We start from the raw sequence: 23140 nt of genomic DNA, 5'->3' as shown, positions 1-23140 counted from the left end.
GTGATCGCGTTCCTAGAATGAGTCATGCCCACTGAGCCTCTTACCCGAGCGCGTATCGTCGCCGCCGCCGTCGAGCTGATCGAGCGGGAGGGCGCCGACGCGATCTCCATGCGGCGCGTGGCGGCCGGGCTGGGGGTCGGCGTGATGTCGCTCTACAACCACGTGCCCAACAAGGACGCCTTGCTCGACGGGGTCGCCGAGGCGGTGCTGAGCGGGATCGAGTTCACCGACGATCCCGAGGCGCCGTGGAGCGAGCGCGTACGCGGCCAGGCACGGGCGTTCCGGCAGATCGCCCACCACTACCCGCGCTGCACGATGCTGGTGGTCAGCAGGCAGCTGCACTCCACGGCGGGGCTGCTGCCGGTCGAGCGGGCGCTGGCGACGCTGCGCGACGCGGGGTTCGACGGGGCCGACGCGGTGCGGGTGCTGCGCATGTTCATCGCCTACATCGTGGGCTCGCTGCTGCGGGAGGTGGGGGTGACGCCGACGTTCGCGCCGGCGCAGACCAGGACGATCAGCGCGGATGGGGTCGATCCCGCGCTGTTCCCCGAGGTGACGTCACTGGCGGGGCTGCTGGGGGAGTGCGATCACGAGGCGGAGTTCGAGTTCGGGCTGGACATGTTGATCAGGGCCGTCGAGGAGCGGGCTGGGCGCAGGGAGGGCACCCGGTAGTGGTTCGGCACCGGATGCCCTCCTGAGCCTCCTAGTACCAGTTGTGCGATCTGAAGTGTCCCCAGGCGCCGCAAGGCCTGCCGTACCTCCCCTTGATGTAGGCCAGGCCCCACCGGATCTGTGTCTCCGGGTTGTGCTTCCAGTCGCGGCCCGCGCCGCGCATCTTGCCGGCCGGGAGGGCCTGCGGGATGCCGTACGCGCCGGATGAGCTGTTACGTGCCCGGTGGTTCCAGCCGCTCTCCCTGGTCCACAGGTTGTCGAGGCAGCGGAACTCGCGCAGGTTCCACGAGCGCTGGACGACGTGCCCCAGGGCGATCTTCTTGTTCCTGTTCTCCGGCCGGACGGCCGTGACCTTCGGCTGGGCCGACGTGGTCCAGGTCCTGGTCTTGATCGGCATCGGCATGGTCTCGGCCCTGGCCGGCGTGCCGCCGATGACGGTGAATGCGCTGACGGTGATGAGTGTGCCCGTGAGCACGCGTGTGCTGTCCAAATCGATCCTTGCCATCGGGCCGCGTGCGGACGGGCGCGCTCGGCGCGCGCCCTGCCTGCCCGCGCCCGTGGCTCGGGCGCGGAGGGTCCGCGTGGCCCTCCGGGATCCTGTTCCGCCCGATCGTGCTGGGCGGCCCGGAGGGCACCGCGACGTGTCCTTTAGCACGATTCCTATTACGCACGGTCACCATCGGTCACTTACAGTGACAGGCGAAGGACGGGTGTTTGTGTGTTCGTTGCGGATAAAAGGCCCGCTCGCTGGAGCGGGATTGCCCGGCCCGCCTCCCGGCTGGGCGGGGCTTGCCGTAAAAAGCGCGCGAGTCTGGGGTTTGGCTCAGTACCAATGGTGGGATTGGAAGTGGCCCCAGGCCCGGCATGGCGACTTGTAGCGCTGCTTGATGTAGCCGAGCCCCCAGTGGATCTGCGTGCGCGGGTTGGTGCGCCAGTCGCGCCCCGAGGAGGCCATCTTGTGGCCGGGCAGCGCCTGCGGGATGCCGTAGGCGCCTGAGCTGCGGTTGCCCGCGCGGTGGTTCCAGCCGCTCTCGCGGGTCCAGAGCTTCACCAGGCACCTGTACTGGCCGATGTCCCAGCCTCGCTTGGCCACCATGGTCCGAGCGATGGACTTGTTCCTGCCGCTGGTCTGGGAGCTCTGCGCCTGTGCGGCCGAGGCGCCGCCGGCCGCCACGAGCGTGGCGGTCAGCACCAGGACGCCGGTACGGCGGAGCATGGGCATGCGGGTTCCCTTTCGAGGGGGTTCATGGACCGCGCCACAGTGCCCGAGCGATGCTCTTGACAGTGAATTGACCAAGAAAACGAAGATCGTCAGTAAAGATCACGATATATACCTTCTTCAGGGGGTTTGTCCGAAAAATGAGGACTGTGTCACAAATCTGGCCCTGACTCGTTCTGTAGGGTCGGATCATGAGCCTCAGTGACATCCCGCTCCGCACCCTCGACGACGCCCCCACCACGCTCGGCGCCCTCGCCTCCAGTGGCCCCGCGCTGATCGTGAACGTGGCCTCCCGCTGCGGCCTGACCCCTCAGTACGCCGCCCTCGTCGAGCTCCAGCGCCAGTACGGCCCCCGCGGCTTCACCGTCGTCGGCATGCCCTGCAACCAGTTCGCCGGCCAGGAGCCCGGCACCGCCGAGGAGATCCAGCAGTTCTGCGCCGCCACGTACGGCGTGGACTTCCCGCTCCTGGAGAAGGCCGACGTCAACGGCCCGGGCCGGCACCCGCTCTACGCCGAGCTGACCCAGGCCGCCGACGAGCAGGGCGAGGCCGGCGACGTGCAGTGGAACTTCGAGAAGTTCCTCGTGGACGGCGAGGGCCGGGTCGTCGCCCGCTTCCGCCCCCGCACCACGCCCGACGACCCGGCGGTCGTCGCGGCGATCGAGAAGCTGCTCTGACGCGGCGGTCGCCAAGCGTTACGAAGTCATGACGCTACGCGCGCGGGCCGGTGGGTAGTCATCCCCATTGTCGCTGGTCCGGCCCGCAGGGGAGCGTGATGACGATCAATCCGTACGCCGGCAACCCGTACGCGGGATCGCCCTTCACCTACGCCGCCGAGCCCTCCGTGTCGCCGTACGCGATCGTCGAGTTGATGCCCGGCGCGCGCAACCTGTGCGAATACGCCCAGGTCGTTCCGGGCGACCGGGTGCTGCTGATGATGGAGCACACGGTGGACCCGGTGGTCGTGCAGGCCATCGCCGCCGCGGCCGCGATGCGCGACGCGGACGTGCGCATCCTGTCGGTGCCGCCGTTCAGCGCGGGCGGGTGGGACCGCGAGGCGCCGCTGCAGATCGAGGCGGCCGCCTTTCACGAGGCCGACGTGGTGATCGGCGGCACCTGGTGGGGCGAGGTGCACAGCGAGCCGCTGTTCTTCGACCAGATCAGGGCGCGCTCGGCCCGGTTCGTGTCGCTGCACATGACCGCCACGGCCGGCGCGCTGCTGACCGGGGCCAGGCTGCCGGTCGAGGTCTTCTACGCGCTGGTGGCCAGGGCGCTGCGGCAGCTCGCCACGGCCTCCTCGATCAGGGTGACCTCGGTGCGGGGCACCGACCTGACGTTCGCCGGGTTCACCTTCGAGGACCCGGGGCCCGGCGGGCTGCGGCCGGGCGACTGGCGGCCGTTCCCGTACGGGGGCGTCAACTTCTGGCCCACCGAGACCGAGGGCATGCTCGTCGTCGAGGACTCCACCGTCACCGGCGTCCCCGAGGAGCCGCTGCGCATCACGCTCGAAGGCAACCTGGTCCGCAAGATCGAGGGCGGCGCCGCCGCCGCGCAGCTGCGCAGGTACGCGCCCGAGGGCTTCTACATGCGGCACGCGCTGTTCGGGCTCAACCCGAAGGTGCGGCTGGCCGGCGGCACCCAGTTCGAGCGGGAGAAGCACGCGGGCGCCTTCTACTGCGGGCTCGACGGGCTGACCGGCGGCCTGCCGGTGACCAGCGGGCCCGGGTTCGCGCACTGCGACTGCCAGGTGGACCGGCCGACCGTGGTGGTGGACGGTGAGCTGTTCGTCGAGCACGGGCGGCTGCTGCTGCTCGACGAGCCGGAGATCAGGCGGGCGGCGGCCAGGTTCGGCCCGCCCGAGGTGCTCCTGGACGACAACCCGGTGCTGGTCCTGCCCCGCCGCTACACGGGCGGCGCCGGGTAGGAAGGCCACGGCGCGCCGCGAGCTGAAAGGGGCCGCGCGATGAAAGAGCCTCAGTGGCGGGGGCCGCAGCTGCCGCGCACGATCAGCTGCGTGGGCAGCACCACCGAGCGCGGACGCCGGCCGCCCGACCGCAGCACCAGCTCGGCCGCCCGATAGCCCATGTCGCGCCCCGGCTGGGCGACGACGGTCAGCGGGGGTGAGCACAGCTCGGCCCAGGGGACGTCGTCGTACATGATGAGCGAGACGTCTCGCGGCACCCGCAGGTCGAGCTCCCTGGCCGCGAGCACGGCCGCCTCGCCGAGCACGTTGCCGCCCGCCACCACGGCCGACAGGTCGGGACGGCTCTGGAACAGGCCGGAGGCGGCGGCGTAGGCGGAGTCGCGGCTGCCGGTGCCGAACACGATCAGCTCCTCGTCCACCGGCTCGCCCACCGCCTCCCTGAACGCCGCGGCGCGCCGGTCATGGCCGGGCCCGCCGATGAACGCGATGCGCCGGTGGCCGAGGCCGCGCAGGTAGCGCACCGCCGTACGGATGCCTGACCGGTCGTCGGCCGTCACGGAGGGCACGTCCAGCGACCGGGGACGCGCGGGGGCGGGGGCGGCCCCGTCGAGCAGCATGAGGTCGTCGACCGCCCGCACCGCCGGGTCGTCGTCATCGGCGGACGGCACGGCGGGCAGCCGGTCGGCGAAGACCACCGTCATGCCCGCGCGGAGCGCCGGCGCCCAGCTCTCCTCGTCGCCCGACGGGACCGCGATGAGCCGGTCGACGCTCTGCTCAAGCAGCATGCCGATCAGCTCGGACTCCTGCTCGGGGTCGCCCGCCGTGGAGCCGAGCACGACCGGCTCGCCGGCCGAGCGGGCGCAGGCGAGCACGCCCTCGGCGAGCTGGGCGTGGAAGGTGTCGGTCAGGTCGGGCACGAGCAGGCCCATGCCGCCGGTGCGGCGCTGGCGCAGGTTGCGCCCGAGCGCGCTGGGGCGGTAGTCGAGCTGCGCCGCGACGGCCAGGACGCGCTCGCGGGTCTGCGGGCTGGCCGAGCCGCCGGACAGCACCCGGGAGACGGTGGCGACGCCCACGCCGGCCGCCTCGGCCACATCCTTGATGGTCGCCCGCTTCTCCATGGAAACGATTCCATCATGGTTTCCGGTAAAGAGGAAGATGTGCGAAGAACAAGGGCTGGTCACGCCGTAACCCTTGACACTCATGTCCGTTTCGGGTGAGATGCTTGAAAACGTATCCACGTGAGTGGGAAACGGGACCAACATCCGGGCCACAGCCCTGGAGCGCGAAGGAATGTCATGGCATCCATCGTTCTGACGAACGTCGACAAGGTCTACGCCGGTGGCGTCAAGGCCGTGAACGGACTCAACCTTGAAATCAAGGACGGCGAGTTCATGGTGCTCGTCGGCCCGTCCGGTTGCGGTAAGTCGACCGCGCTCCGGATGATCGCGGGCCTGGAGGACATCAGCGGCGGCGAGATCGCCATCGGCGACAAGGTGGTCAACCACCTCCCGCCGAAGGACCGCGACATCGCGATGGTCTTCCAGAACTACGCGCTCTACCCGCACATGACGGTCGAGGAGAACCTCGCCTTCGGCCTCAAGCTGCGCAAGATGCCGAAGCCGGAGATCCAGAAGCGGGTCAACGAGGCCGCCAAGATGCTCGGCCTCGAGACCTACCTCAAGCGCAAGCCGGCCGCTCTCTCCGGTGGTCAGCGCCAGCGTGTCGCCATGGGCCGCGCCATCGTGCGTGAGCCGCAGGCGTTCCTCATGGACGAGCCGCTGTCCAACCTGGACGCCAAGCTCCGTGTCTCCATGCGCGCCTCGCTCAACCAGATGCACGAGCGCCTCGGCGTCACCACCGTCTACGTCACGCACGACCAGGTCGAGGCCATGACCCTCGGCGACCGCGTCTGCGTGCTGCGCGACGGCATCCTGCAGCAGGTCGACACCCCGCAGAACCTGTTCGACAAGCCCGTCAACCTGTTCGTGGCCGGCTTCATGGGCTCGCCCGCGATGAACTTCGTCACCGCCGAACTGGTGCGCGGCGACGGCGGCCCCGCGGTGGCCTTCGCCGACATCAAGCTGTCGATCCCCGAGGCGACCTTCTCCGACAAGCCGGGCCTCGACCAGTACGTCGGCAAGAAGATCATCCTCGGCATCCGCCCCTCCGACTTCGAGGACGCCGCCTCCGCCGGCAACCACGCCAACGGCTGGGCCACGCTGCCCGTCAAGGCGGAGGTCACCGAGGAACTGGGCTCCGAGATCAACGTCCTGTTCCTGATCGACGCCCCGCCGGTCGAGCACAAGGACACCGTGGCCGCCGCCGACGCCGGTGACGACGAGGACAGCACGCTGCCGCTGGCGGGCGACAAGTCCCTGTGGACCGCCCGCGTCAACGCCCGCAGCCACGTGCGCCCCGGCCAGCAGATCGACCTGGTCGTCGACACGCACAACCTGCACTTCTTCGACCCGACCTCGGGTCTGGCCATCGGCCACGAGGCCAACCGCTGAGGCGCTGACCTCCCATTCCCGGCCGCGGGCGACGCCCGCGACCGTCCGGGCCCCCACCGCGACCCCCTCCCGCGGCGGGGGCCCGCCTTTTCGCCGGCGGCCGATCTTCAGCGGCCGATCTTCAGCGGCCGATCTTCAGCGTCCGATCCGCTGCGACACCATCGCCTGCACGCTGCGCGGGATGAGCCGCCCGATCGCCACGACGGCCTTGTAGCGCAGGTCGGGGATCGACACCCGCTTGCCGAGCGCGAGGTCGCGCATCGCCTCGCGCACCACGTCGTCGGCCTTGAGCCACATGAAGCCGGGGATGGTCGAGGAGTCCATCGAGGCCCGCTGGTGGAACTCCGTCCTGACGAAACCCGGGCACAACGCCATGATCTTGATGCGCGGGTCGCGCAGCTCGGCGGCGGCCGACTCGCTGAAGTTCACCACCCACGCCTTCGAGGCGCTGTAGGTGCCCCGCGTGAAGAACGCCGCCACCGACGCCACGTTCACGATCGCACCGCGCTCGCGCTCGCGCATGCCGGGTAGCGCCGCCAGCGTCAGCCGCAGCACCGCCTCGCAGTGCACCTTGAGCATGCGCGCCTCGCGCTCGACCGGCACGTCGGGGAAATGGCCGGGGTTGCCGAACCCGGCGTTGTTGATCAGCAGATCGACGCCGTCGCGCAGCCGCGACTCGACCTTGGCCAGGCCCTCGTCCGTCGCCAGGTCGGCGGGCAGCACCTCGACCGGCACGCCGTACCTCAGCTTGAGCTGGTCGGCGGTGCGGATCAGGCGGAGCTCGTCGCGGGCCACGAGGACGAGCGAATAGGCGTCGGCGGCCAGGCGCCGGGCGAAAGCGGCGCCGATTCCTGAGGTGGCGCCGGTGATCAGTGCGGTAGGCATGTCTGAACCCTAACGTTCGTGGCAGGATGAGGGCCGTGCGCCTCGTCGTGGCCGTGTTCTCGTTCGCGCTCCTGCCCGGTGCCCTGCTGGCCTGCACGCCGGCCGCCCCGGCCCCTGTGACGCCGTCGGCCGCTCAGAGCTCCGCGAGCTCCGAGGCCGCCACCCCCTCGCCGTCGTCCTCGCCGTCGTCCAGCGGCGAGCTGCGGTTCACCGAGATCGCCACGCTGGAGCAGCCGGTGGCGATGGCCGTGCGCAAGGACGACGACCGCCTTTACGTCGCCGAGCAGACCGGCCGGCTGCGCACCTCCGACGGCGCGACGGTGGTCGACCTGTCCCGCGAGGTCAGCACGGGCAACGAGCAGGGCCTGCTCGGCGTGGCCTTCCACCCCTCGGGCCGCTGGCTCTACCTCGACTGGACCGACACCCAGGGCGACACCCACGTCACCGAGTGGGCCTACGACGGCTCCAAGGCCACCGCCAGGCGCGACGTGCTCAAAGTCGACCAGCCCTACGCCAACCACAACGGCGGCCAGCTCGCCTTCGGCCCCGACGGCCACCTCTACATCGCGCTCGGCGACGGCGGCAGCGGCGGCGACCCCGAGGGCAACGGCCAGGACCTGGGCACGCTGCTGGGCAAGATCCTGCGCATCGACCCGCGCGGCGACGAGCCGTACGCGGTGCCGCGCGACAACCCGTTCGTCGGCAGGTCCGGCGCGCGGCCGGAGATCTGGGCGTACGGGCTGCGCAACCCCTGGCGCTTCACCTTCGACCGCGAGAGCGGCGACCTGTGGATCGGCGACGTCGGCCAGAACGCCTGGGAGGAGGTCGACCGCGAGCCGGCCGGCTCGAAGGGCGGCGCCAACTACGGCTGGAACCTGCGCGAGGGCAGGAGCCCGTTCCGCGACGGCGAGGCCGCCGATCCGGTCGAGCCGGTGATCGTCTATTCGCTGCAGGAAGGCGGCAACTGCTCGGTCATCGCCGGTCACGTCTATCGCGGCACGAAGATCCCGTGGCTGCGCGGCCACTTCCTGTACGGCGACTTCTGCGCCGGATGGGTGAAGGCCGCGCCCGTGGACGATCTCGACGCCGCGGCCGACGTGGGCGAGGTGGAGCAGCTGTCGTCGTTCGGCGAGGGCCCCGACGGCGAGCTCTACGCGCTCAGCCTGAGGGGTCCGCTCTATCGCGTCGATCCCGCCTGACCCGCTCGATCAACGACTCCACCTGGTCGTTCAGCTTCGCGCCACGGGCCCATCCGGCGTAGTGGGTGAGGAAGACGACCACCTCGCGCAGCTCCGACTCGTTCAGCTCGCCGGCGCGCAGGGCCACGTCGAGCTGGATCTCGGTCGCCTCGTGCAGGCCCTGACCGACCAGCAGGCCGAGCAGGAGCAGCCGGCGCTCCCTGACCGACAGCACCGTGCGCGACCAGACCTCGGCGAACAGCCGCTCGGCCGTCATGCCGAAGGAGTCGACGGTCTCCATGGCGGGTTCTGTCATTGTTCTCTCCGCGGGTGTCGGAAGGGATCCTCATATCTTTCGCTACTTCCCGAGATGAACCAATGGGAGGTTGCATGAACGTTGGAGTCCCGAGCAACCGGTTTCGAGGGCGGCCGCGGCCGGTCTGTAACAAGTAAAGCCAATCTACGGCCAAGATTTGGTCAAGATTTATTCCTGCGCATCGGGCCTCATTTCACCAGAAAGCTGGCACAACCACTCCGTTGGTCCGCCAAGCGGAGGTAAGCCCTGGTGAAAAAGACACGGGGGTTGATCGCGCTGTTGGCCGCGATCCTGACGCTGTCCGCGTGCGGGCAGCCGGAGTTCACCTACGTGAGGGACAAGAGCGGCACCACCTACTTCAAGGTGCCGGCCTCCTTCAAGCAGCTCGACGCGTACCCCATCGAGCTGTACCTGTCGGGCGACCACCCCCACTCGCAGGCGGCGCTGCTGCGGGCCCAGCGGGTCTGGTCGACGGCCTTCGACCAGTCGGCGCAACCCTCGGTCGCCCACCTGCTCGGCTCGGGAGACCCGTTCGTCTACGCCACCGTGCACCGGCTCACCGCCGAGCAGCGCGACGCGATCTCCCTCAACCTGCTGCGGGACTTCATCCTGCCGGTGACCGAGCAGACGCGCGCGCTCTACGCGCAGCAGGCCATGGCGACCGGCCAGGCGCCCCTGTTCAACCGCTTCGAACCCATCGGCGACGACGTCCTCAGCCTGGACGGCGGCGCCAGAGGCGTGCACGTCCGCTTCAACTACCAGATCGGCGCGTACGTCCAGACGTTCGACCACACCGCCATCCTCGACGAGAAGGGCGCCACGGTCTCCGTCATGCTCATCGGCTGCCGCTCCACCTGCTACCGCGAGCGTGCCGCCGAGTTCGACAAGATCGCGAGTTCTTTCAAGCTGCTCCGGCTGCCTGGATGAGGGAGCCCGTCCATGACGACCACCCACCACGAAGGGCTGCGCGCGCCCGGCAGCGGCCCGACCGACCCGGACTCCGTGACCAGGAAGAAGATGCAGTTCTGGGACCGGAGCAAGTTCCTCATCGTCCTCGTGCTGGCCTACCTCGTCCTCACCTGGAAGGTGATGGCGGACTTCGAGGGCATCATCACCTTCCCCGAGGCGGCGCGGAGCATCGCGCGATCGTACCAGTGGATCTTCTGGCTGCTCGGCGCGGAGATCGTCAGGCAGACCCACTTCCTCATCAGCGAGCGTTCGCCCGGCTACCACCGCTTCTGGAGCAGGACGGTCTTCGGCGGGTTCGAACGCTGGACGCACCGCCGCTTCGACGACTGGACGCGCTTCCGGCTCGCCAGGGCGCTGAAGATCGCGTTCTTCGTCACGCTGGTCGCGCTCGTGCTCGGCGCGGTGCTCGACGTCAGCCCGTTCGCCGCGCTGCTGCAGGCGCCGGCGCTGGTGTGGCAGGCCCTGCCGTTCTTCCTCCAGATCCTCTTCCTGTTCTTCTTCATCATCATCCAGTTCGTCGGGCTGTTCTGGTTCCTGTCCAGGGGCGGCGTCGAGACGTACTTCCCCGACGACATCAAGACCCGCTTCCACGACGTGTGGGGGCAGGACCACGTCGTCGAGCGGGTCCGCGAGAACATCGTCTTCCTCGAACGGCCCGACGAGATCGAACGGCGCGGCGGGTACGTGCCGAGCGGCCTGCTGCTGTGGGGGCCGCCGGGCACCGGCAAGACGCTCATGGCCGAGGCCGTGGCCGGGGAGACCGGCAAGCCGTACGTGTTCGTGGATCCCGGTGCGTTCACGAACATGTTCATGGGCATCGGCATCCTCAAGGTCAAGGGCCTGTTCAGGAAACTGCGCAAGCTCGCGCTGCGCTACGGCGGCGTCATCGTCTTCTTCGACGAGGCCGACTCGCTCGGCAAGCGCGGCCGCCTCGCCCAGCAGGGGCCGCCCGGGCAGGGCGGCGGCTCCTCCGGCTGTCACGGCATGACCTATCTGTCCGAGCCCACCCGGCAACTGCTCGCCTACCGCCCCGTCGGCCGCGAGCCTGAGCGGAGCAGCCGGTTCTTCATGGGCGGCGGCATGAATAACAGCGGCGACCCCGGCACCCTGCAGGCCCTGCTCACCGAGCTGTCCGGCCTGAAGAAGCCGCGCGGCTTCGTCAACCGCCTGGTACGCCGCCTGCTCGGCATGCGCCCCAAGCCGCCGCCCAAATACCGCATCCTCGTCATGATGGCCACGAACCGGCCCGACGCGCTGGACGAGGCGCTGCTGCGGCCCGGCCGCATCGATCGCATCTACAAGGTCGGCTACCCGTCCAAGGCCGGGCGGGTGCGCACCTACCAGGGCTACTTCGACAAGGTGTCGCACGAGCTGACCGCCGAGCAGATCGACAAGCTCGCCACCATCACCCCGTACGCCACCGGCGCCACCATCAAGGACCTGGTCAACGAGTCGCTCATCACCGCCATCAGGGACGGCAGGGAGATCATCACCTGGTCCGACGTGCTGCGCGCCAAGCGGCTCAAGCAACTCGGGCCGCCCGAGGACGTCGAGTACATCGAGCGCGAGCGGCACGCCGTGGCCGTGCACGAGGCGTGCCACGCCGTCGTCGCGTACGTGACCCGCTTCCACCTCGAGATCGACATCGCCACCATCGAGAAGGGCGCCGACTACCTCGGGATGGTCGCCTCGATCAAGCCCGAGGACCAGTTCACCCGGTGGAAGTCCGAGCACGAGGCCGACATCATGGTTTCCCTGGCCTCGCTGGCCGGTGAGCGGATGTTCTTCGGCGAGGACAACTCCTCCGGGGTCTCCGGCGACCTCTACTCCGCCACGTACCTGACGGCCATGATGGAGTCGTACTGGGGGATGGGCTCCGGCGTCACCTCCCTGCCCGCGCTCCAGGAGCTGGAGATCATGGGCGGCAAGGCGGTGCGCAGGCCGGGCGGCGGCGGCTCCATCGGCATCACCGACCGCGAGCCGGTCGGGCGCCCGGCCGACCTGACGCCCGACGTGCTGGGGGAGCGCATCGAGTTCAACCTCGTGCGGCTGCTCGATCAGACCGAGGAGCTGCTGCGGCGGCACCGGCGCGAGGTGCTGTGCCTCGCGCACGCGCTGGAGACGTACAAGACGCTCAACGGTGACGACGTCGTGGCGGTCGTCCGCGGCGAGCGCGGCCCGCTGATCGACGGCACGGTGTACGCCTCGGACGCGTTCTACGAGGAGCTGGAGGAGTACCACAGGGACGCCGCCCAGGCCCACAAGGACCACAGCCCGATCGCCCGCACCCTCCCCACGCCGCTCGCCACCGTGACCCCGCCTCTCACCAGCCCGCCTCCCACCAGCCCGCCTCCCACCAGCCCGCCGGCCCAGCTTCCCCCGCCCGCCGCATACGGCCCGGCCATCACGCCGCCCGACCTGTACGGGTGGGAAGGGCCGGTCGCGGCGCCCGATCCGGCAGCAGGCGTCTCGGGGCCGGTCATCGTGCCGCCGGTCGGGTCGATCGGGGAGCCGCAGGATCGGCCCGAGTTCGTGCCGTGGGCCGCCGCGGGACCGCCGCTCGCCCAGCCCGTCGCTCAGCCGTCCGTCGCGGTGAGCGCGGGGCCGGGACGTGGGCGGAGGGTGTGGCTCGTCGTCGGGAGCCTGCTGGTGCTCGTGGCGTTGTCCCTGCTCACCGCGCTGGCCGTCACGGGCGTGCTGTCGGGCGCCACCGGCAGCACCGGCGCAGTGGCGGGCCGCACGGGCGCCACCCCGGCCGTCAGTGGGGCCGTCAGCGGGGCCGGCGGCGGGGGCGGCGCGGTGACCGCGCCTGGCATCGCCTCACCGGGCCTGCTGCTCCTGCTGTTCGTGGTGATCGTGGCGGTGATCGTCGGCACCGGGCTGACGTACGTGGCCGTCAAGGGCATCCGTACGGCCCAGGCCAAGGCGGAGCGGGAACGCGACCAGGCGCACGCCCGCGCCCAGCTCCTGGCCGCCGCGATGGACCCGGACACCGCCATGCGCCTGCTCGGCTACGACGGCACCGACCCCGGCCGCCGTACCTGACGGCCTGACGCGCCCGGACCACCCGGCCCGGGCGCGTCAGCGTGCGGACCACTCGGCCCGGGCGCGTCAGCGTGCGGACCACCCGGCCCCGGCGCGTCAGCGTCCGGCGACCACGATCATCCGCCGGCTGTCGATCGTCAGCGGCCCGCCCTCCGCGCCGAAGGCGTGCACGCTCGTGAACCCGGCGGCGAGCATCAGGTGACGCAGTTCGGGAAAGGTGAACAGCCGCACGAAGTAGGGGACCGTCCTGACGCGTCCGTCGCGGACGATCGTCCGCTCGACCAGGTTCCTGCCGGTCTCCAGGTCGAGGCGGTGCCGCTCGACGACCAGGTCTCCGTCGCGTTCGACCACCGTGGACGCCTGGTAGCCGCGGACGACGGCCGCGTAGTTGTTGAGGTCGATCGCGATCCGGCCGCCCGGCTTGAGCGCCGCGGCGGCCCGCGCGAGCACGCGCTGGTTGTCGGAGTCACTGAAGTACCCGAAAGCCGTGGACCAGCAGACGATGCGGTCGAACCGTCCCGTCCACGGCAGGCGCCGCATGTCGCCGTGGACGTAATCGGCCCCGCCGCCCGCACGGGCCCGCTCCAGGAAGACCGGCGAGGAGTCGAGACCGGTCACCCGGCAGCCACGGCGAGCGAGCCGGCCGGCGATCCGCCCGTGGCCACAGGCGAGGTCGAGCACCTCCAGGCCGGGCCGCAGATCGAGCAGCCGCCAGATCAGGCCGGCGTCGGCGTCGGCGCGGGCGTCGAGCTGCTCGGCGAAGAAGTAGAGGTAGTCGTCGTCGAAGAGACCTTCGGCGTCGAACGTCGGCTCGGTCATGGCGCTCCGTCACCGGGTCATCGCGACGGCGGCGAGCTCGGGGGCGGGACGACCGTCCAGGATGGCGCGGGCCATGGCGTCCCCCACGTACGGGCCCATCGTCAGTCCCGCCGCCCCGAAGCCCGTCACGACGTGCACCCCGGGAGACCCCGGCAGCGCGCCCGCGATCGGGAGGTCCTCCGACGGGAGCGGGCGCAGCCCCACCCGGGTCTCGATGAGCGTGGCGCCGGCGAGCCCGGGGGCGAGGCGGAGGGCGTCCGAGAGGACCTGCCACTGGCCCTGCGCGGTCACCCGCGCGTCGAACCCGCTGCCGGTCTCCCTGGTCGCCCCCACCGCCACCCGCGAGTCGTCGAAGCCCACCAGGTAGTGGTGGGACATCGGGTGCACCGACGGCCAGCCACCGGTGTCGACGCCGTCGAGGCGCAGGTGGGTGATCTGGCCGCGCTGCGGCTCGACGGGCAGGCGCACGCCGTACGGTTCGAGCAGCCGGTTCGTCCACGCGCCCGCGGCCACCAGCACGTCGTCCGCCGCCAGCCGTTCTGAGCCCACCTCGATCTCCGGCGCCCCCTGCGGGCGGGGCAGCAGCCTGGCCTCGCCGCTCACCCGGCGGGCGCCGTAGTGGGCCGCGCCCTGGAGCAGCGCGTCCCGCAGGGTGCGGCCGTCCACCCGGCCGCCGCCGGTGACGAGCACGCCTTCGAGGCCGGGCGCGAGCACGGGGACCAGCGCGCGTACCTCGTCGCTGTCGAGACTTCGCACGTCGCCGACGATCGCGCCGGCCGTGCGGGCGCGCGCCTCCACGCGGGCCCGCGCCTCGGCCAGCCGCGCCGGGTCCTCGTGGACGAGCAGCGAACCGGTCCGCCGGTGGTCGGTACGCCGCACCCCCGCCTCCGCCAGCAGCTCGATGAGTTCCGGATAGTAAGCGGCGCCGGCGGCGTACAGGTCGTAGAACGGGCCCTCGGCCGTGGAGACCCACGGCGAGATGATGCCCGCGCCCGCCGCGGTGGCCTGCCCGGCCAGGCCCGAGTCGACGACCGTGACGGCCGCTCCCCGCCGGGCCAGCGCGAAGGCGGCGCTCGCGCCGGCGATGCCGCCGCCGATGACGATGACGTGGTGTGACACCCGAAACGTCCTCTCCGTGGGCTTTTATCCGCGAGACTATCGAGTTCGGAGCCCGCCATACCGGGTACCACCTGCGACGACCAGTACGAGCAAGGCCGGCGCACACCCCCACGACGCCCGGCACCCGTAGGGGAGCCCGATGGACGTATCCGCAGCGGTGTGGTGGCTGACGATCCTGGGCATCGTCGCGCTGCTGGCGTTCGACTTCTTCTTCCACGTCCGCCACGCGCACGTGCCCACCCTGCGCGAGGCCGCCGTCTGGTCCGCCCTGTACGTCGGCATCGCGCTGCTGTTCGGCGTCGGCGTGTGGTGGTTCGGCGGCTCGGACGCGGGCGCCGAGTATTACGCCGGTTACGTCACCGAGAAGGCGCTCTCGGTGGACAACCTGTTCGTCTTCCTCGTCATCATGGGCAGCTTCAAGGTGCCGCGCGCCGACCAGCAGAAGGCGCTGCTGTTCGGCATCGTGTTCTCGCTGCTCGCGCGGACGGGGTTCATCCTGGTCGGGGCCGCGCTGATCAACCTGTTCGCCTGGGTGTTCTACGTCTTCGGCCTCATCCTGCTGCTCACGGCGGGCAACCTGCTCAAGCCCGAGGGGGAGGAGAGCCACTCGCCCGACAACCTGATGGTGCGGGTGGCCCGCAGGCTGCTGCGGACGAGCGACGAGTACGACGGCGACAAGTTGTTCACCGTACGGGACGGGCACCGGGTGATGACCCCGATGCTGCTCGTCATGATCGCCATCGGCGGCACCGACATCCTGTTCGCGCTCGACTCCATCCCCGCGATCTTCGGCCTCACCCAGAACGTCTACATCGTCTTCACCGCGACCGCGTTCTCCCTGCTGGGCCTGCGCCAGCTCTACTTCCTCATCGACGGCCTGCTCGACCGGCTCATCTACCTCAGCTACGGCCTGGCCGCCATCCTCGGCTTCATCGGCGTCAAGCTGATCCTGCACGCGCTGCACGAGAACAACGTGCCGTTCATCAACGACGGTCAGCCGGTGAAGGTGGTCGAGATCAGTACCGGGCTGTCCCTGACGGTGATCATCGGCGTGCTGCTGGTCACCGTGGTCGCCTCGCTGGCCAGCCCCAGGGGCCGGGCCCGCAACGTGGTGTCGGTGGTGCGCCGGCACGCCCAGCAGTACCTGGACGTCGAGCACGACCCCGAGGTGCGCGAGGAGATCTACCGGCGGCTGCTCGCCGAGGAGGCCAGGCTGGCCGACCTGCCGCCCAAGCACCGCGACCTCGCCGCGGACGAGCGGCTGGTCGCCCTGCTGCGCCGCGCGCACGCGGAGCACGACCGCGCCTGAGCGGCGCTCAGATGCGGATGCCGAGCCGGGCGATCGGCTCGACCAGCTCCTCCTCCTCGTACGCGAAATGCGACGACAGCACCCGCACCAGCCGGTCCACCTCGGCCCTGACCTGCCCGATCGCCGCCGGGTCCGCCAGCAGCGCCACGCACGCGGCGTCGAGCCGGTCGAGCAGCTCGGCGATCACCTCGTGCTCCTGCTCCAGCTTCTTGACCACCGGTGCCAGCGTCGAGTCGCGCTCCAAGACGGCCGGGAACATCGACTCGTCCTCGATCGTGTGGTGCACGGTCAGCAACCGGTTGAACGTGGCGCAGAACGTGCCGAGCGTCCAGTGGTTCTGCCGCACGCTCAGCCGGTTGATCGCCGAGCGCAGCGCGCCGGTGTCGGCGTGGCCCGCGGCCACCTGCTCCACCGCGTCCTGGACCTGCCGCAGCTCCTGCCGGTAGCCGTCGTGCACCTGCACGAGGTGACGGCCCAGACGCAGCTGCTCGGGCGTCAGCGCCGCCGGGTCCTGCTTGGGGGCGTGCGGCCGGCCCGCCTCGTCGAGGTCGTCGAGCGGCGTGAGCGCGACGGGCCGCTCGGTGACGGGCTCGGGTTCACCGCGCTCCTTGACCACGGCCTCGCGTACGGCAGGCGCCACCTCTTCGGCGAACGTGCGCAGGTCACGCTCGGCGTCCTCGCCAGGAGCCAGCACGAACCCGGTCATCCCCACCTCGAACACCAGCTCCGTCAGCTGCTCCGCCCACAGCGCGGCGGGACCGTCGAGGAACCCGCGCCCCGGCAGCGGCGAGAACGTCCCGCCCACGTTGTAGATCCGGCGGATGCCCGCCGGGTCGCGCCCCGCGTCCTCGGCGGCGGCGTCCAGCACCTTCGCCTGGCGGGCCACCGCGTCGGGCGGGCTGTAGAAGGAGGAGGGCAGCCAGCCGTCGCCCATCCGCCCGGTCAGCTCCAGCATCCTGCGCTTGATCGCGCCGATCCAGATGCCGATCGGATGCGCGGGGAACGGACCGGGCGCTGCTCCGGCGAGCCGGTGATGGTTGCCCTCGAACACGACGGGCTCGCCCGGCGTCCAGAGCGCCCGCAGCACCGTGATGGCCTCGGCCAGCGCCTCGATCGACTCGCCAGGCGACAGGCGGCGCCCGCCCATCGCGGCGATCGCGTCCCAGAACGCCCCCGCGCCCAGCCCCAGCTCCACCCGTCCGCCGCTGAGCAGGTCGAGCGAGGCGGCGGCGCGCGCCAGCACGGCCGGGGGCCGCAGCGGCAGGTTGACCACGTCGGGGACCAGCCGGATCCGCTCGGTGCGCGCCGCGATCACCGACAGCAGCGTCCAGGTGTCCAGGAACCCCGCCTGGTACGGATGGTCCTGGACCCCGACCAGGTCCAGGCCGAGCCGGTCGGCCAGCGTCACGTGGCGCAGCAGCCGCTCGCGCCCCTCGGCCTCCGGCGACAGGAACGCGCCGAACCACAGATCATGCATGTCCATCCCCCCGAGTCGATGGTCGCACGGCCCCGTGAACCGCCGCCCGCTGCCCTCCGTCTTACGGATGTGCACCGGCTCCGCGCGCCTCTGGCCGCTCTCCTCCTCGCCTGCGCCGCCTGCTCGACCACGGTGGAGTGCACGGCGATCGGCACTCCCGTCGGCGTGGGCGTCGCCGTACGCGCGCCGCTCGCGGCCCGGGCCCAGGAGGCCGGCCTGGAGGTCTGCTGGGACGGCTCCTGCCGCCGGGCCCGCGCCGAGCTGTTCCCCGCCACGCGGGCCGGCGAGCAGACCTGCTCCGGCGACACCTGCTCGGTGACGGCCGTGCCGACCGGTGACAAGCACGGCTTCGGCGGCGTCGCCGGGCTGCCCGCGCGGACGGTGGAGATCAGGCTGACGCTGCGGGACGCGGAGGCGAAGCCGCTGCTCGAACGTACGGTGCGGGCCACCCCGAAGGAGCGCTTCCCCAACGGGCCCCAGTGCGGTGCCGGCGGGCCCAACACCACTGTTACGGTCATGCCTGACGGGAGCGTACGGACGGAATCCTGATTAACACGGCGTTCACATTCGGGCAAAAAGCGGGAAACGGCTGTCCGTAAGACTCGGCGTGGCTGAGAAGAACCCCGAAAGGACCGCCGTGAGCTACAAGGCTGAGTACATCTGGATCGACGGCACCGAGCCCACCGCCATGATGCGCTCGAAGACGAAGATCCTGACCGACGGAGCCGAGCCGCCGGTCTGGGGTTTCGACGGCTCCAGCACCAACCAGGCCGAGGGCCACTCCTCCGACCGCGTGCTGCGCCCCGTCTTCGTCTGCCCCGACCCCATCCGCGGTGGCGACAACAAGCTCGTGCTGTGCGAGGTCGAGGAGATCGACGGCACGCCGCACTCCAGCAACACCCGCGCCCTGCTGCGCCCGGTCGCCGAGCAGTACGCCGACCAGGAGTCCTGGTTCGGCATCGAGCAGGAGTACACCTTCTTCAAGGGCAGCCGCCCGCTCGGCTTCCCCGAGGGCGGCTTCCCCGCTCCGCAGGGCCACTACTACTGCGGCGTCGGCGCCGAGGCCGTGTTCGGCCGCGACATCGTCGAGCTCCACCTCGACCGCTGCCTCGCCGCCGGCCTGAAGATCTCCGGCATCAACGCCGAGGTCATGCCCGGCCAGTGGGAGTTCCAGATCGGCCCGGCCGGTCCCGTCGAGGCCGGCGACCACATGTGGGTCGCCCGCTACCTGCTCTACAGGACGGCCGAGGAGTTCGGCGTCGAGGCCACCCTCGACCCCAAGCCCGCCCGCGGCGACTGGAACGGCGCCGGCGCCCACACCAACTTCTCCACCCGCGCCATGCGCGAGGGCTACGACGCCATCATCACCGCCTGCGAGGCGCTCGGTGAGGGCGACAAGCCGATGGAGCACGTCTCCCAGTACGGCGCCGACATCGAGCTGCGCCTGACCGGCCACCATGAGACCGCCCCGTGGAACAAGTACACCTACGGCGTGTCCAACCGCGGCGCGTCCGTGCGCATCCCGTGGCAGGTCGAGGTGGACAAGAAGGGCTACATCGAGGACCGCCGCCCCAACGCCAACGTCGACCCGTACGTGGTCACCCGCCTGCTGGTGAGCACCTGCTGCGCCGCCCTGGAGAAGGCCGGCCAGGTCTGATCCCGCTCACGAAAAGGGCCCCTCGCCTCAGCGAGGGGCCCTTTCGCGTCTCACGCGAGGCGGAAGTCCAGGTCGGGGACGATCTCCGCGACGTCCATCTGCGCCTTCTGCAGCCGGCCCGAGTGATCCCAGTTCATCGCCTGCCAGCGGGTGAACTGGTCGAGCACCCACATGCCCGACTGGCGGCTGCCGTTGCCCGACTTGCCGTTGCCGCCGAACGGCAGGTGCGCCTCGGCGCCCGAGGTGGAGTTGTTGACGCTGACCATGCCCGCCGAGACGCCCTCGCGGAAGCGGAAGGCGTGCCTCGCGTCGGTCGTGTAGATCGAGCTGGACAGGCCGTAACCGGGCAGGTTGGCCAGCTCGATCGCCTCGTCCATGGTCGCGAACGAGGCCACCCCGACGATCGGGCCGAACGTCTCCTCCATGAACAGCCGGTCACCGGGACGGACCCCGTCGACCACCACCGGGTGGTAGTAGAGCCCCTCGCCGCCGTCGAAGCCGCCGCGCGGGCTGTCCTTCGTGATGCGGCCCGTCGCGCCCGTCACCACGCGGTGGTGCGGCTCGATCCAGGTCAGGTACTCCTCGTAGCGGTCGGCGAACTTGTGGTCGAGCAGCGGTCCGGCCAGCACCTCCTCACGCGGGTCACCGATCCTGGCCGACTCCACCGCCCGCGCGAACCGCTCCACGAACGCGTCGTGGACGCTCTCGTGCACGATCACCGTGCCGAGGCTCGTGCAGCGCTGACCCGCCGTGCCGAACCCCGAGAACAGCGCGCCCTCCACGGCCAGGTCGAGGTCCGCGTCCGGCATGATCACCATCGGGTTCTTGCCGCCCAGCTCCAGGCAGGCCGACTGCAGGTGCCGCCCGGCCAGCTCGCCGACCTTCCTGCCCACCTCGCTGGAGCCGGTGAAGCCCACCTTCTGCACGCTGCCCGCGCCCAGCGCCAGCTCCAGGCCCCTGAAGGTCTCGGCGCCGTCGGCGAAGACGATGTTCAGCACGCCGTCGGGCAGGCCGGCCGCCACGAACAGCTGGTACATCGCGTGCGCCGACGCGGCGGCGTACTCGGCGGGCTTCCACACCACCGCGTTGCCGCACAGCAGCGCCGGCACGAGATACCACGACGGGACCGCCACCGGGAAGTTCCCCGCCGTGATCACCGCCGCGACCCCGACCGGGGTGCGGAAGGTGAACAGGTTCTTGTCCGGCATCTCCGACGGGACCGTCTGCCCGTACAGCCTGCGGCCCTCGCCCAGGAAGAAGTCGCAGGTGTCGACGATCTCCCTGACCTCGCCCAGCGCCTCGCCGTACGGCTTGCCGATCTCCTCGGTCACCAGGGCCGCGAGACGCTCGGCGTTGGCCTCCACCAGGCGCCCGATGGAGGCGATCACCCGGCCGCGCACCGGCGCCGGCACCTTGGCCCACTCGCGCTGGGCCTCCTTGGCCGTACGGCAGGCGGCGGCGAACGTGTCGGCGTCGGCCAGCCCGACTCTCGCAACGACCTCGCCGGTGCGGGCCGGGTTGACGGAGTCGTACGTGGAGGCGGCCTCCGCGTCCTTGCCCCCCACGATGGAAACGATCTGACGGCTCACCGCTGCCCTCCTCATAGTTCCTCCGGCTAGACAATCATCCCGCCGCAAAAAACCCAAGGTGACCCGACCACGGGGGGCCGCGCGGCCCGGCCTCCATGAGGACGTGCGGCCCGGCCACCGCGCAGCCTGCAGTTCGGCCCGCACCGGTCCCCGTACGGGTCGGTCGTCAGCGGGCTCCGTGACTCAGGATGAGCTCGGCGACCCGGCCGGGCACGCCCTCGGACAGCAGGGAATGTCCCATCCCCTCGGCCGTCTCCAGGCGCGCCTGCGGGATCAGGGCGGCCAGCGCCTCGCCGTGGGGGAGCGGGAGCAGCGGATCCTCGGTGCCGTGCACGACCAGCGTGGGCGCCCTGATCGCAGAGAGCGGGGCGAGCCGGTCCGGGGTCAACGTCCGCCCGGCCAGGTCGTGGTTGCCGGCCGCGGCCGGATCGCCGGCCTCGTCGTGGGCGTACTCGGCCAGCCGGCGCGCCCCGTCCTCGTCGAACGGCAGCACGTCCCCGCTCAGCACCCGCCACGTCTCGACGGCGGCGGCCAGAATCTCCTCGCGGGTGGTGCGCGGGGTCGGCGACATGAGGTGGGCGAGCAGTCGCGGATGGGGTGGCGGCAGCGCGCCCGGATCAGGCTCCTTCCCGGCCAGCGCCCGTGCCCAGACCGGCCCCTGATCCGCCCCCATGGGCGCGCTCATGATCAGGGTCAGCGCCGCGACCCGCTCAGGCCGGTGCACACCCAGGAGCTGCGCCACCACCCCACCGAGCGAGGCCCCGACCACGTGGGCGGTGGCGATCTCGTACGCGTCCAGCACGGCGACGGCGTCATCGGCCAGGTCGGTGGCGGTGTACGGATGGACGGAGAAATCGACCCAGTCGGACCGCCCGGTGTCACGATGATCGAACCGGATCACCTGCCGCCCACCGGCCACCAGAGCCCGCACCAGCTCATCGGGCCACCCGAGGCCCGGGGTGGAGGTCCCCATGACGAGCAGCACCACCGGATCCCCAGGATCCCCGAACCGCTCGGTCCACAAGTTCAGTTGCCCGGATTTGACGAATTTCCCGTCTTCAGCAGCCATGCCCGCGAATATAGCCGCCCAATTCGCATTAATCGAATAAAGTGCGGAATATCAATACTCGTGATATAATAGAATTACCAAGAGCGAGTGGAATGCGCCGATTGCGGAGCCGAATCCGAGCTGTCGTGCTTGGTGATGTGCGACGAACGCCTCCCTGTGTGGACGCGCCGCGGCGTAGAGCGCGACCAGCCGCGACCAGCCGCGACCAGCCGCGACCAGCCGCGACCAGCCGCGACCAGCCGCGACCAGCCGCGACCAGCCGCGACCAGCCGCGACACGGCCTCATCCGGCCGCCGGTGGCGCCTGGCGAAATGTTCCGCCCACCGCACGAACACCGTGTCCAGGTCGAGCAGCGTCCGATCAAAGTCGAACGGCGCCGGCCGCGTGGTGATTATCGACGCTGACCGCCCCACCTCAGCCGCCACCCGGCCCTGGGAAGTCAGGCCCTCATGACGTCCGGCGCTAGGAGCCTTCTGAAGATGTTGCTGGTGTGACGGAGCGGGGGTTGAAGGTGGGTGGTTAAGGGGCGGGGGTTGGACCTTGCCTCGGGTTGCTTGCGGTGGGTGGGCCTCAGCCGGTGGCGGGCTGCAGGATCCAGGTGCCCTGGGCGGGGGTGAGCCCGAGGTTGATCAGGCGGCGCAGGTTGAGGGCGGCTGCTCGTAGGTGGAGCCAGAGGTTGTTGCGCTGGATGCCGCGGTAGCGGAGTCTGCGGGCGCCGCCGTCCGCGCCGATCAGCCATGCGATGGAGCGTTCGACCATGGGGCGATGTTGCCGGTAGACGGCCCTCAGGCCGGGGTCGGTAGCCCATTGCCGGCGGGCCTGGCGTAACAGCGCGTCGTGGGGATGCAGGTGCAGGGTGCGGCCGTGCTTGCTGGTCGTGCAGCGTTCCCGCAGCGGGCAGGAGCGGCAGGCGATACCGAAGACCACCTGGCGTGTGCGGGTGATGCGCCGTGTCACCCCGGCCGGGCAGGTCCCGGTGCCGGCGGCCTCGTCAACGGTGAAGTCGTCGATGGTGAAGCCGCCGGCGACGGCAGGGCGCAGCGGTGCGGGCTTGATGATGACGGTGTGCCCGGCATCGAGCAGCGCGCGGCGGGCCTCGCCGGTGCCATAAGCCGTATCGGCCAGCACCTCGAACGTTGCCGGGCCGGTGAGTGGAGCAGCCGATGCTCCGGCGGGTTCGCCGGCCAGCAGGTCCACGCCGACCACCGCCTCGTGCTGGTCGGCTCCGGCGGCCATGGTCAGCCGCACAGCGGTGAACAGCCCGGTATCGGGTTCGATCACCACGTGAGCCTTGTAGCCGTCCTGGCGCTGGTGCACGGTCTTGTGCACATGCCGGGCCTGGGTGTCGACGGTGGAGATGACGCGGTCGGGGGCGACTCTGCG

Annotated in this window: 21 protein-coding genes; 10 read left to right on the top strand and 11 right to left on the bottom strand. The window is 70.8% G+C overall.

Annotated features, from left to right (window positions below):
- Positions 1-24: 24 nt before the first annotated feature.
- The gene (locus tag AB0K18_RS48670; RefSeq protein ID WP_364929499.1) at positions 25-672 is read left to right on the top strand and encodes a TetR/AcrR family transcriptional regulator C-terminal domain-containing protein; all 648 of its coding nucleotides are present in this window, start codon (positions 25-27) and stop codon (positions 670-672) included.
- A 31-nt stretch (positions 673-703) separates the two neighbouring features.
- Here the strand turns inward: AB0K18_RS48670 and AB0K18_RS48665 are convergent, their stop codons facing one another.
- Complete coding sequence (locus tag AB0K18_RS48665) at positions 704-1162, bottom strand: lytic transglycosylase domain-containing protein (RefSeq protein WP_364929496.1); 459 nt, start codon at positions 1160-1162, stop codon at positions 704-706.
- Between the two features lie 333 nt (positions 1163-1495).
- Positions 1496-1894 (bottom strand): transglycosylase SLT domain-containing protein, encoded by a 399-nt coding sequence (locus AB0K18_RS48660; RefSeq protein ID WP_345387068.1) that lies wholly within the window; start codon positions 1892-1894, stop codon positions 1496-1498.
- Positions 1895-2082: 188 nt separating this feature from the next.
- Between AB0K18_RS48660 and AB0K18_RS48655 the strand changes: the two genes are divergently transcribed.
- Positions 2083-2568, top strand: a complete 486-nt coding sequence (locus tag AB0K18_RS48655; protein WP_364929493.1) for a glutathione peroxidase — start codon at positions 2083-2085, stop codon at positions 2566-2568.
- A gap of 98 nt (positions 2569-2666) precedes the next feature.
- Complete coding sequence (locus tag AB0K18_RS48650) at positions 2667-3815, top strand: hypothetical protein (RefSeq protein ID WP_364929491.1); 1149 nt, start codon at positions 2667-2669, stop codon at positions 3813-3815.
- Positions 3816-3865: 50 nt separating this feature from the next.
- Here AB0K18_RS48650 and AB0K18_RS48645 read toward each other — a convergent pair whose 3' ends face one another.
- Entirely contained in the window at positions 3866-4933 is a 1068-nt protein-coding gene (locus AB0K18_RS48645) for a LacI family DNA-binding transcriptional regulator (protein ID WP_364929488.1), read from the bottom strand.
- Positions 4934-5110: 177 nt separating this feature from the next.
- Between AB0K18_RS48645 and ugpC the strand changes: the two genes are divergently transcribed.
- Entirely contained in the window at positions 5111-6325 is a 1215-nt protein-coding gene (gene ugpC / locus AB0K18_RS48640) for a sn-glycerol-3-phosphate ABC transporter ATP-binding protein UgpC (RefSeq protein ID WP_364929485.1), read from the top strand.
- A gap of 135 nt (positions 6326-6460) precedes the next feature.
- Here ugpC and AB0K18_RS48635 read toward each other — a convergent pair whose 3' ends face one another.
- Positions 6461-7210, bottom strand: coding sequence for an SDR family oxidoreductase (locus tag AB0K18_RS48635; protein WP_364929482.1), 750 nt, complete (start codon positions 7208-7210; stop codon positions 6461-6463).
- Between the two features lie 35 nt (positions 7211-7245).
- On the opposite strand from AB0K18_RS48635, the gene AB0K18_RS48630 reads away from it, so the two are divergent.
- Positions 7246-8409 carry a PQQ-dependent sugar dehydrogenase gene (locus AB0K18_RS48630; protein ID WP_364929479.1) on the top strand — a complete coding sequence of 388 codons (1164 nt, stop codon included), beginning with the start codon at positions 7246-7248 and terminating at the stop codon, positions 8407-8409.
- On the opposite strand, the gene AB0K18_RS48625 is transcribed toward AB0K18_RS48630, so the two are convergent.
- Complete coding sequence (locus AB0K18_RS48625) at positions 8369-8704, bottom strand: carboxymuconolactone decarboxylase family protein (protein WP_364929476.1); 336 nt, start codon at positions 8702-8704, stop codon at positions 8369-8371. The two genes, AB0K18_RS48630 and AB0K18_RS48625, sit on opposite strands and share 41 nt — an antisense overlap.
- Before the next feature lie 249 nt (positions 8705-8953).
- On the opposite strand from AB0K18_RS48625, the gene AB0K18_RS48620 reads away from it, so the two are divergent.
- Together AB0K18_RS48620 and AB0K18_RS48615 are read left to right on the top strand one after the other, a co-directional pair.
- On the top strand, positions 8954-9631 hold the full coding sequence (locus tag AB0K18_RS48620; protein WP_364929473.1) for a hypothetical protein: 678 nt from the start codon (positions 8954-8956) through the stop codon (positions 9629-9631).
- Positions 9632-9643: 12 nt separating this feature from the next.
- Positions 9644-12718, top strand: a complete 3075-nt coding sequence (locus AB0K18_RS48615) for an AAA family ATPase (RefSeq protein ID WP_364929470.1) — start codon at positions 9644-9646, stop codon at positions 12716-12718.
- Positions 12719-12814: 96 nt separating this feature from the next.
- On the opposite strand, the gene AB0K18_RS48610 is transcribed toward AB0K18_RS48615, so the two are convergent.
- Positions 12815-13537 carry a methyltransferase domain-containing protein gene (locus AB0K18_RS48610; RefSeq protein WP_364929467.1) on the bottom strand — a complete coding sequence of 241 codons (723 nt, stop codon included), beginning with the start codon at positions 13535-13537 and terminating at the stop codon, positions 12815-12817.
- A 9-nt stretch (positions 13538-13546) separates the two neighbouring features.
- The gene (locus AB0K18_RS48605) at positions 13547-14656 is read right to left on the bottom strand and encodes an FAD-dependent oxidoreductase (RefSeq protein ID WP_364929464.1); all 1110 of its coding nucleotides are present in this window, start codon (positions 14654-14656) and stop codon (positions 13547-13549) included.
- Between the two features lie 139 nt (positions 14657-14795).
- On the opposite strand from AB0K18_RS48605, the gene AB0K18_RS48600 reads away from it, so the two are divergent.
- Positions 14796-15965: a TerC family protein gene (locus AB0K18_RS48600; protein WP_364929462.1), complete on the top strand. Its 1170-nt coding sequence runs from the start codon at positions 14796-14798 to the stop codon at positions 15963-15965.
- Between the two features lie 7 nt (positions 15966-15972).
- Here the strand turns inward: AB0K18_RS48600 and AB0K18_RS48595 are convergent, their stop codons facing one another.
- Complete coding sequence (locus AB0K18_RS48595; protein WP_364929459.1) at positions 15973-17448, bottom strand: LLM class flavin-dependent oxidoreductase; 1476 nt, start codon at positions 17446-17448, stop codon at positions 15973-15975.
- Positions 17449-17511: 63 nt separating this feature from the next.
- On the opposite strand from AB0K18_RS48595, the gene AB0K18_RS48590 reads away from it, so the two are divergent.
- Positions 17512-17991, top strand: coding sequence for a hypothetical protein (locus tag AB0K18_RS48590; protein WP_364929456.1), 480 nt, complete (start codon positions 17512-17514; stop codon positions 17989-17991).
- An 88-nt stretch (positions 17992-18079) separates the two neighbouring features.
- On the top strand, positions 18080-19099 hold the full coding sequence (gene glnII, locus AB0K18_RS48585) for a glutamine synthetase (protein ID WP_364929453.1): 1020 nt from the start codon (positions 18080-18082) through the stop codon (positions 19097-19099).
- Between the two features lie 50 nt (positions 19100-19149).
- On the opposite strand, the gene AB0K18_RS48580 is transcribed toward glnII, so the two are convergent.
- The 3 genes from AB0K18_RS48580 to AB0K18_RS48570 form a co-directional block, all read right to left on the bottom strand.
- Positions 19150-20688, bottom strand: a complete 1539-nt coding sequence (locus AB0K18_RS48580; protein WP_364929450.1) for an aldehyde dehydrogenase family protein — start codon at positions 20686-20688, stop codon at positions 19150-19152.
- A gap of 166 nt (positions 20689-20854) precedes the next feature.
- Positions 20855-21757 (bottom strand): alpha/beta hydrolase, encoded by a 903-nt coding sequence (locus AB0K18_RS48575; protein WP_364929447.1) that lies wholly within the window; start codon positions 21755-21757, stop codon positions 20855-20857.
- Between the two features lie 570 nt (positions 21758-22327).
- Positions 22328-23140: transposase (locus tag AB0K18_RS48570; RefSeq protein WP_364929444.1), on the bottom strand; the 813-nt coding region annotated here is incomplete at its 5' end.

The sequence above is a fragment of the Nonomuraea sp. NPDC049421 genome (assembly GCF_040677005.1).
GTDB classification, from domain to species: Bacteria; Actinomycetota; Actinomycetes; order Streptosporangiales; family Streptosporangiaceae; genus Nonomuraea; species Nonomuraea salmonea.
This window is presented reverse-complemented; position numbering and strand designations above follow the sequence as displayed.

Coding starts and splice junctions, on each gene's coding strand:
- AB0K18_RS48670 (WP_364929499.1), top strand. CDS start 25: ATGCCCACTGAGCCTCTTACCCGAGCGCGTATCGTCGCCGCCGCCGTC.
- AB0K18_RS48660 (WP_345387068.1), bottom strand. CDS start 1,894: ATGCCCATGCTCCGCCGTACCGGCGTCCTGGTGCTGACCGCCACGCTC.
- AB0K18_RS48655 (WP_364929493.1), top strand. CDS start 2,083: ATGAGCCTCAGTGACATCCCGCTCCGCACCCTCGACGACGCCCCCACC.
- AB0K18_RS48650 (WP_364929491.1), top strand. CDS start 2,667: ATGACGATCAATCCGTACGCCGGCAACCCGTACGCGGGATCGCCCTTC.
- AB0K18_RS48645 (WP_364929488.1), bottom strand. CDS start 4,933: ATGGAGAAGCGGGCGACCATCAAGGATGTGGCCGAGGCGGCCGGCGTG.
- ugpC (WP_364929485.1), top strand. CDS start 5,111: ATGGCATCCATCGTTCTGACGAACGTCGACAAGGTCTACGCCGGTGGC.
- AB0K18_RS48635 (WP_364929482.1), bottom strand. CDS start 7,210: ATGCCTACCGCACTGATCACCGGCGCCACCTCAGGAATCGGCGCCGCT.
- AB0K18_RS48625 (WP_364929476.1), bottom strand. CDS start 8,704: ATGACAGAACCCGCCATGGAGACCGTCGACTCCTTCGGCATGACGGCC.
- AB0K18_RS48615 (WP_364929470.1), top strand. CDS start 9,644: ATGACGACCACCCACCACGAAGGGCTGCGCGCGCCCGGCAGCGGCCCG.
- AB0K18_RS48610 (WP_364929467.1), bottom strand. CDS start 13,537: ATGACCGAGCCGACGTTCGACGCCGAAGGTCTCTTCGACGACGACTAC.
- AB0K18_RS48600 (WP_364929462.1), top strand. CDS start 14,796: ATGGACGTATCCGCAGCGGTGTGGTGGCTGACGATCCTGGGCATCGTC.
- AB0K18_RS48595 (WP_364929459.1), bottom strand. CDS start 17,448: ATGGACATGCATGATCTGTGGTTCGGCGCGTTCCTGTCGCCGGAGGCC.
- AB0K18_RS48575 (WP_364929447.1), bottom strand. CDS start 21,757: ATGGCTGCTGAAGACGGGAAATTCGTCAAATCCGGGCAACTGAACTTG.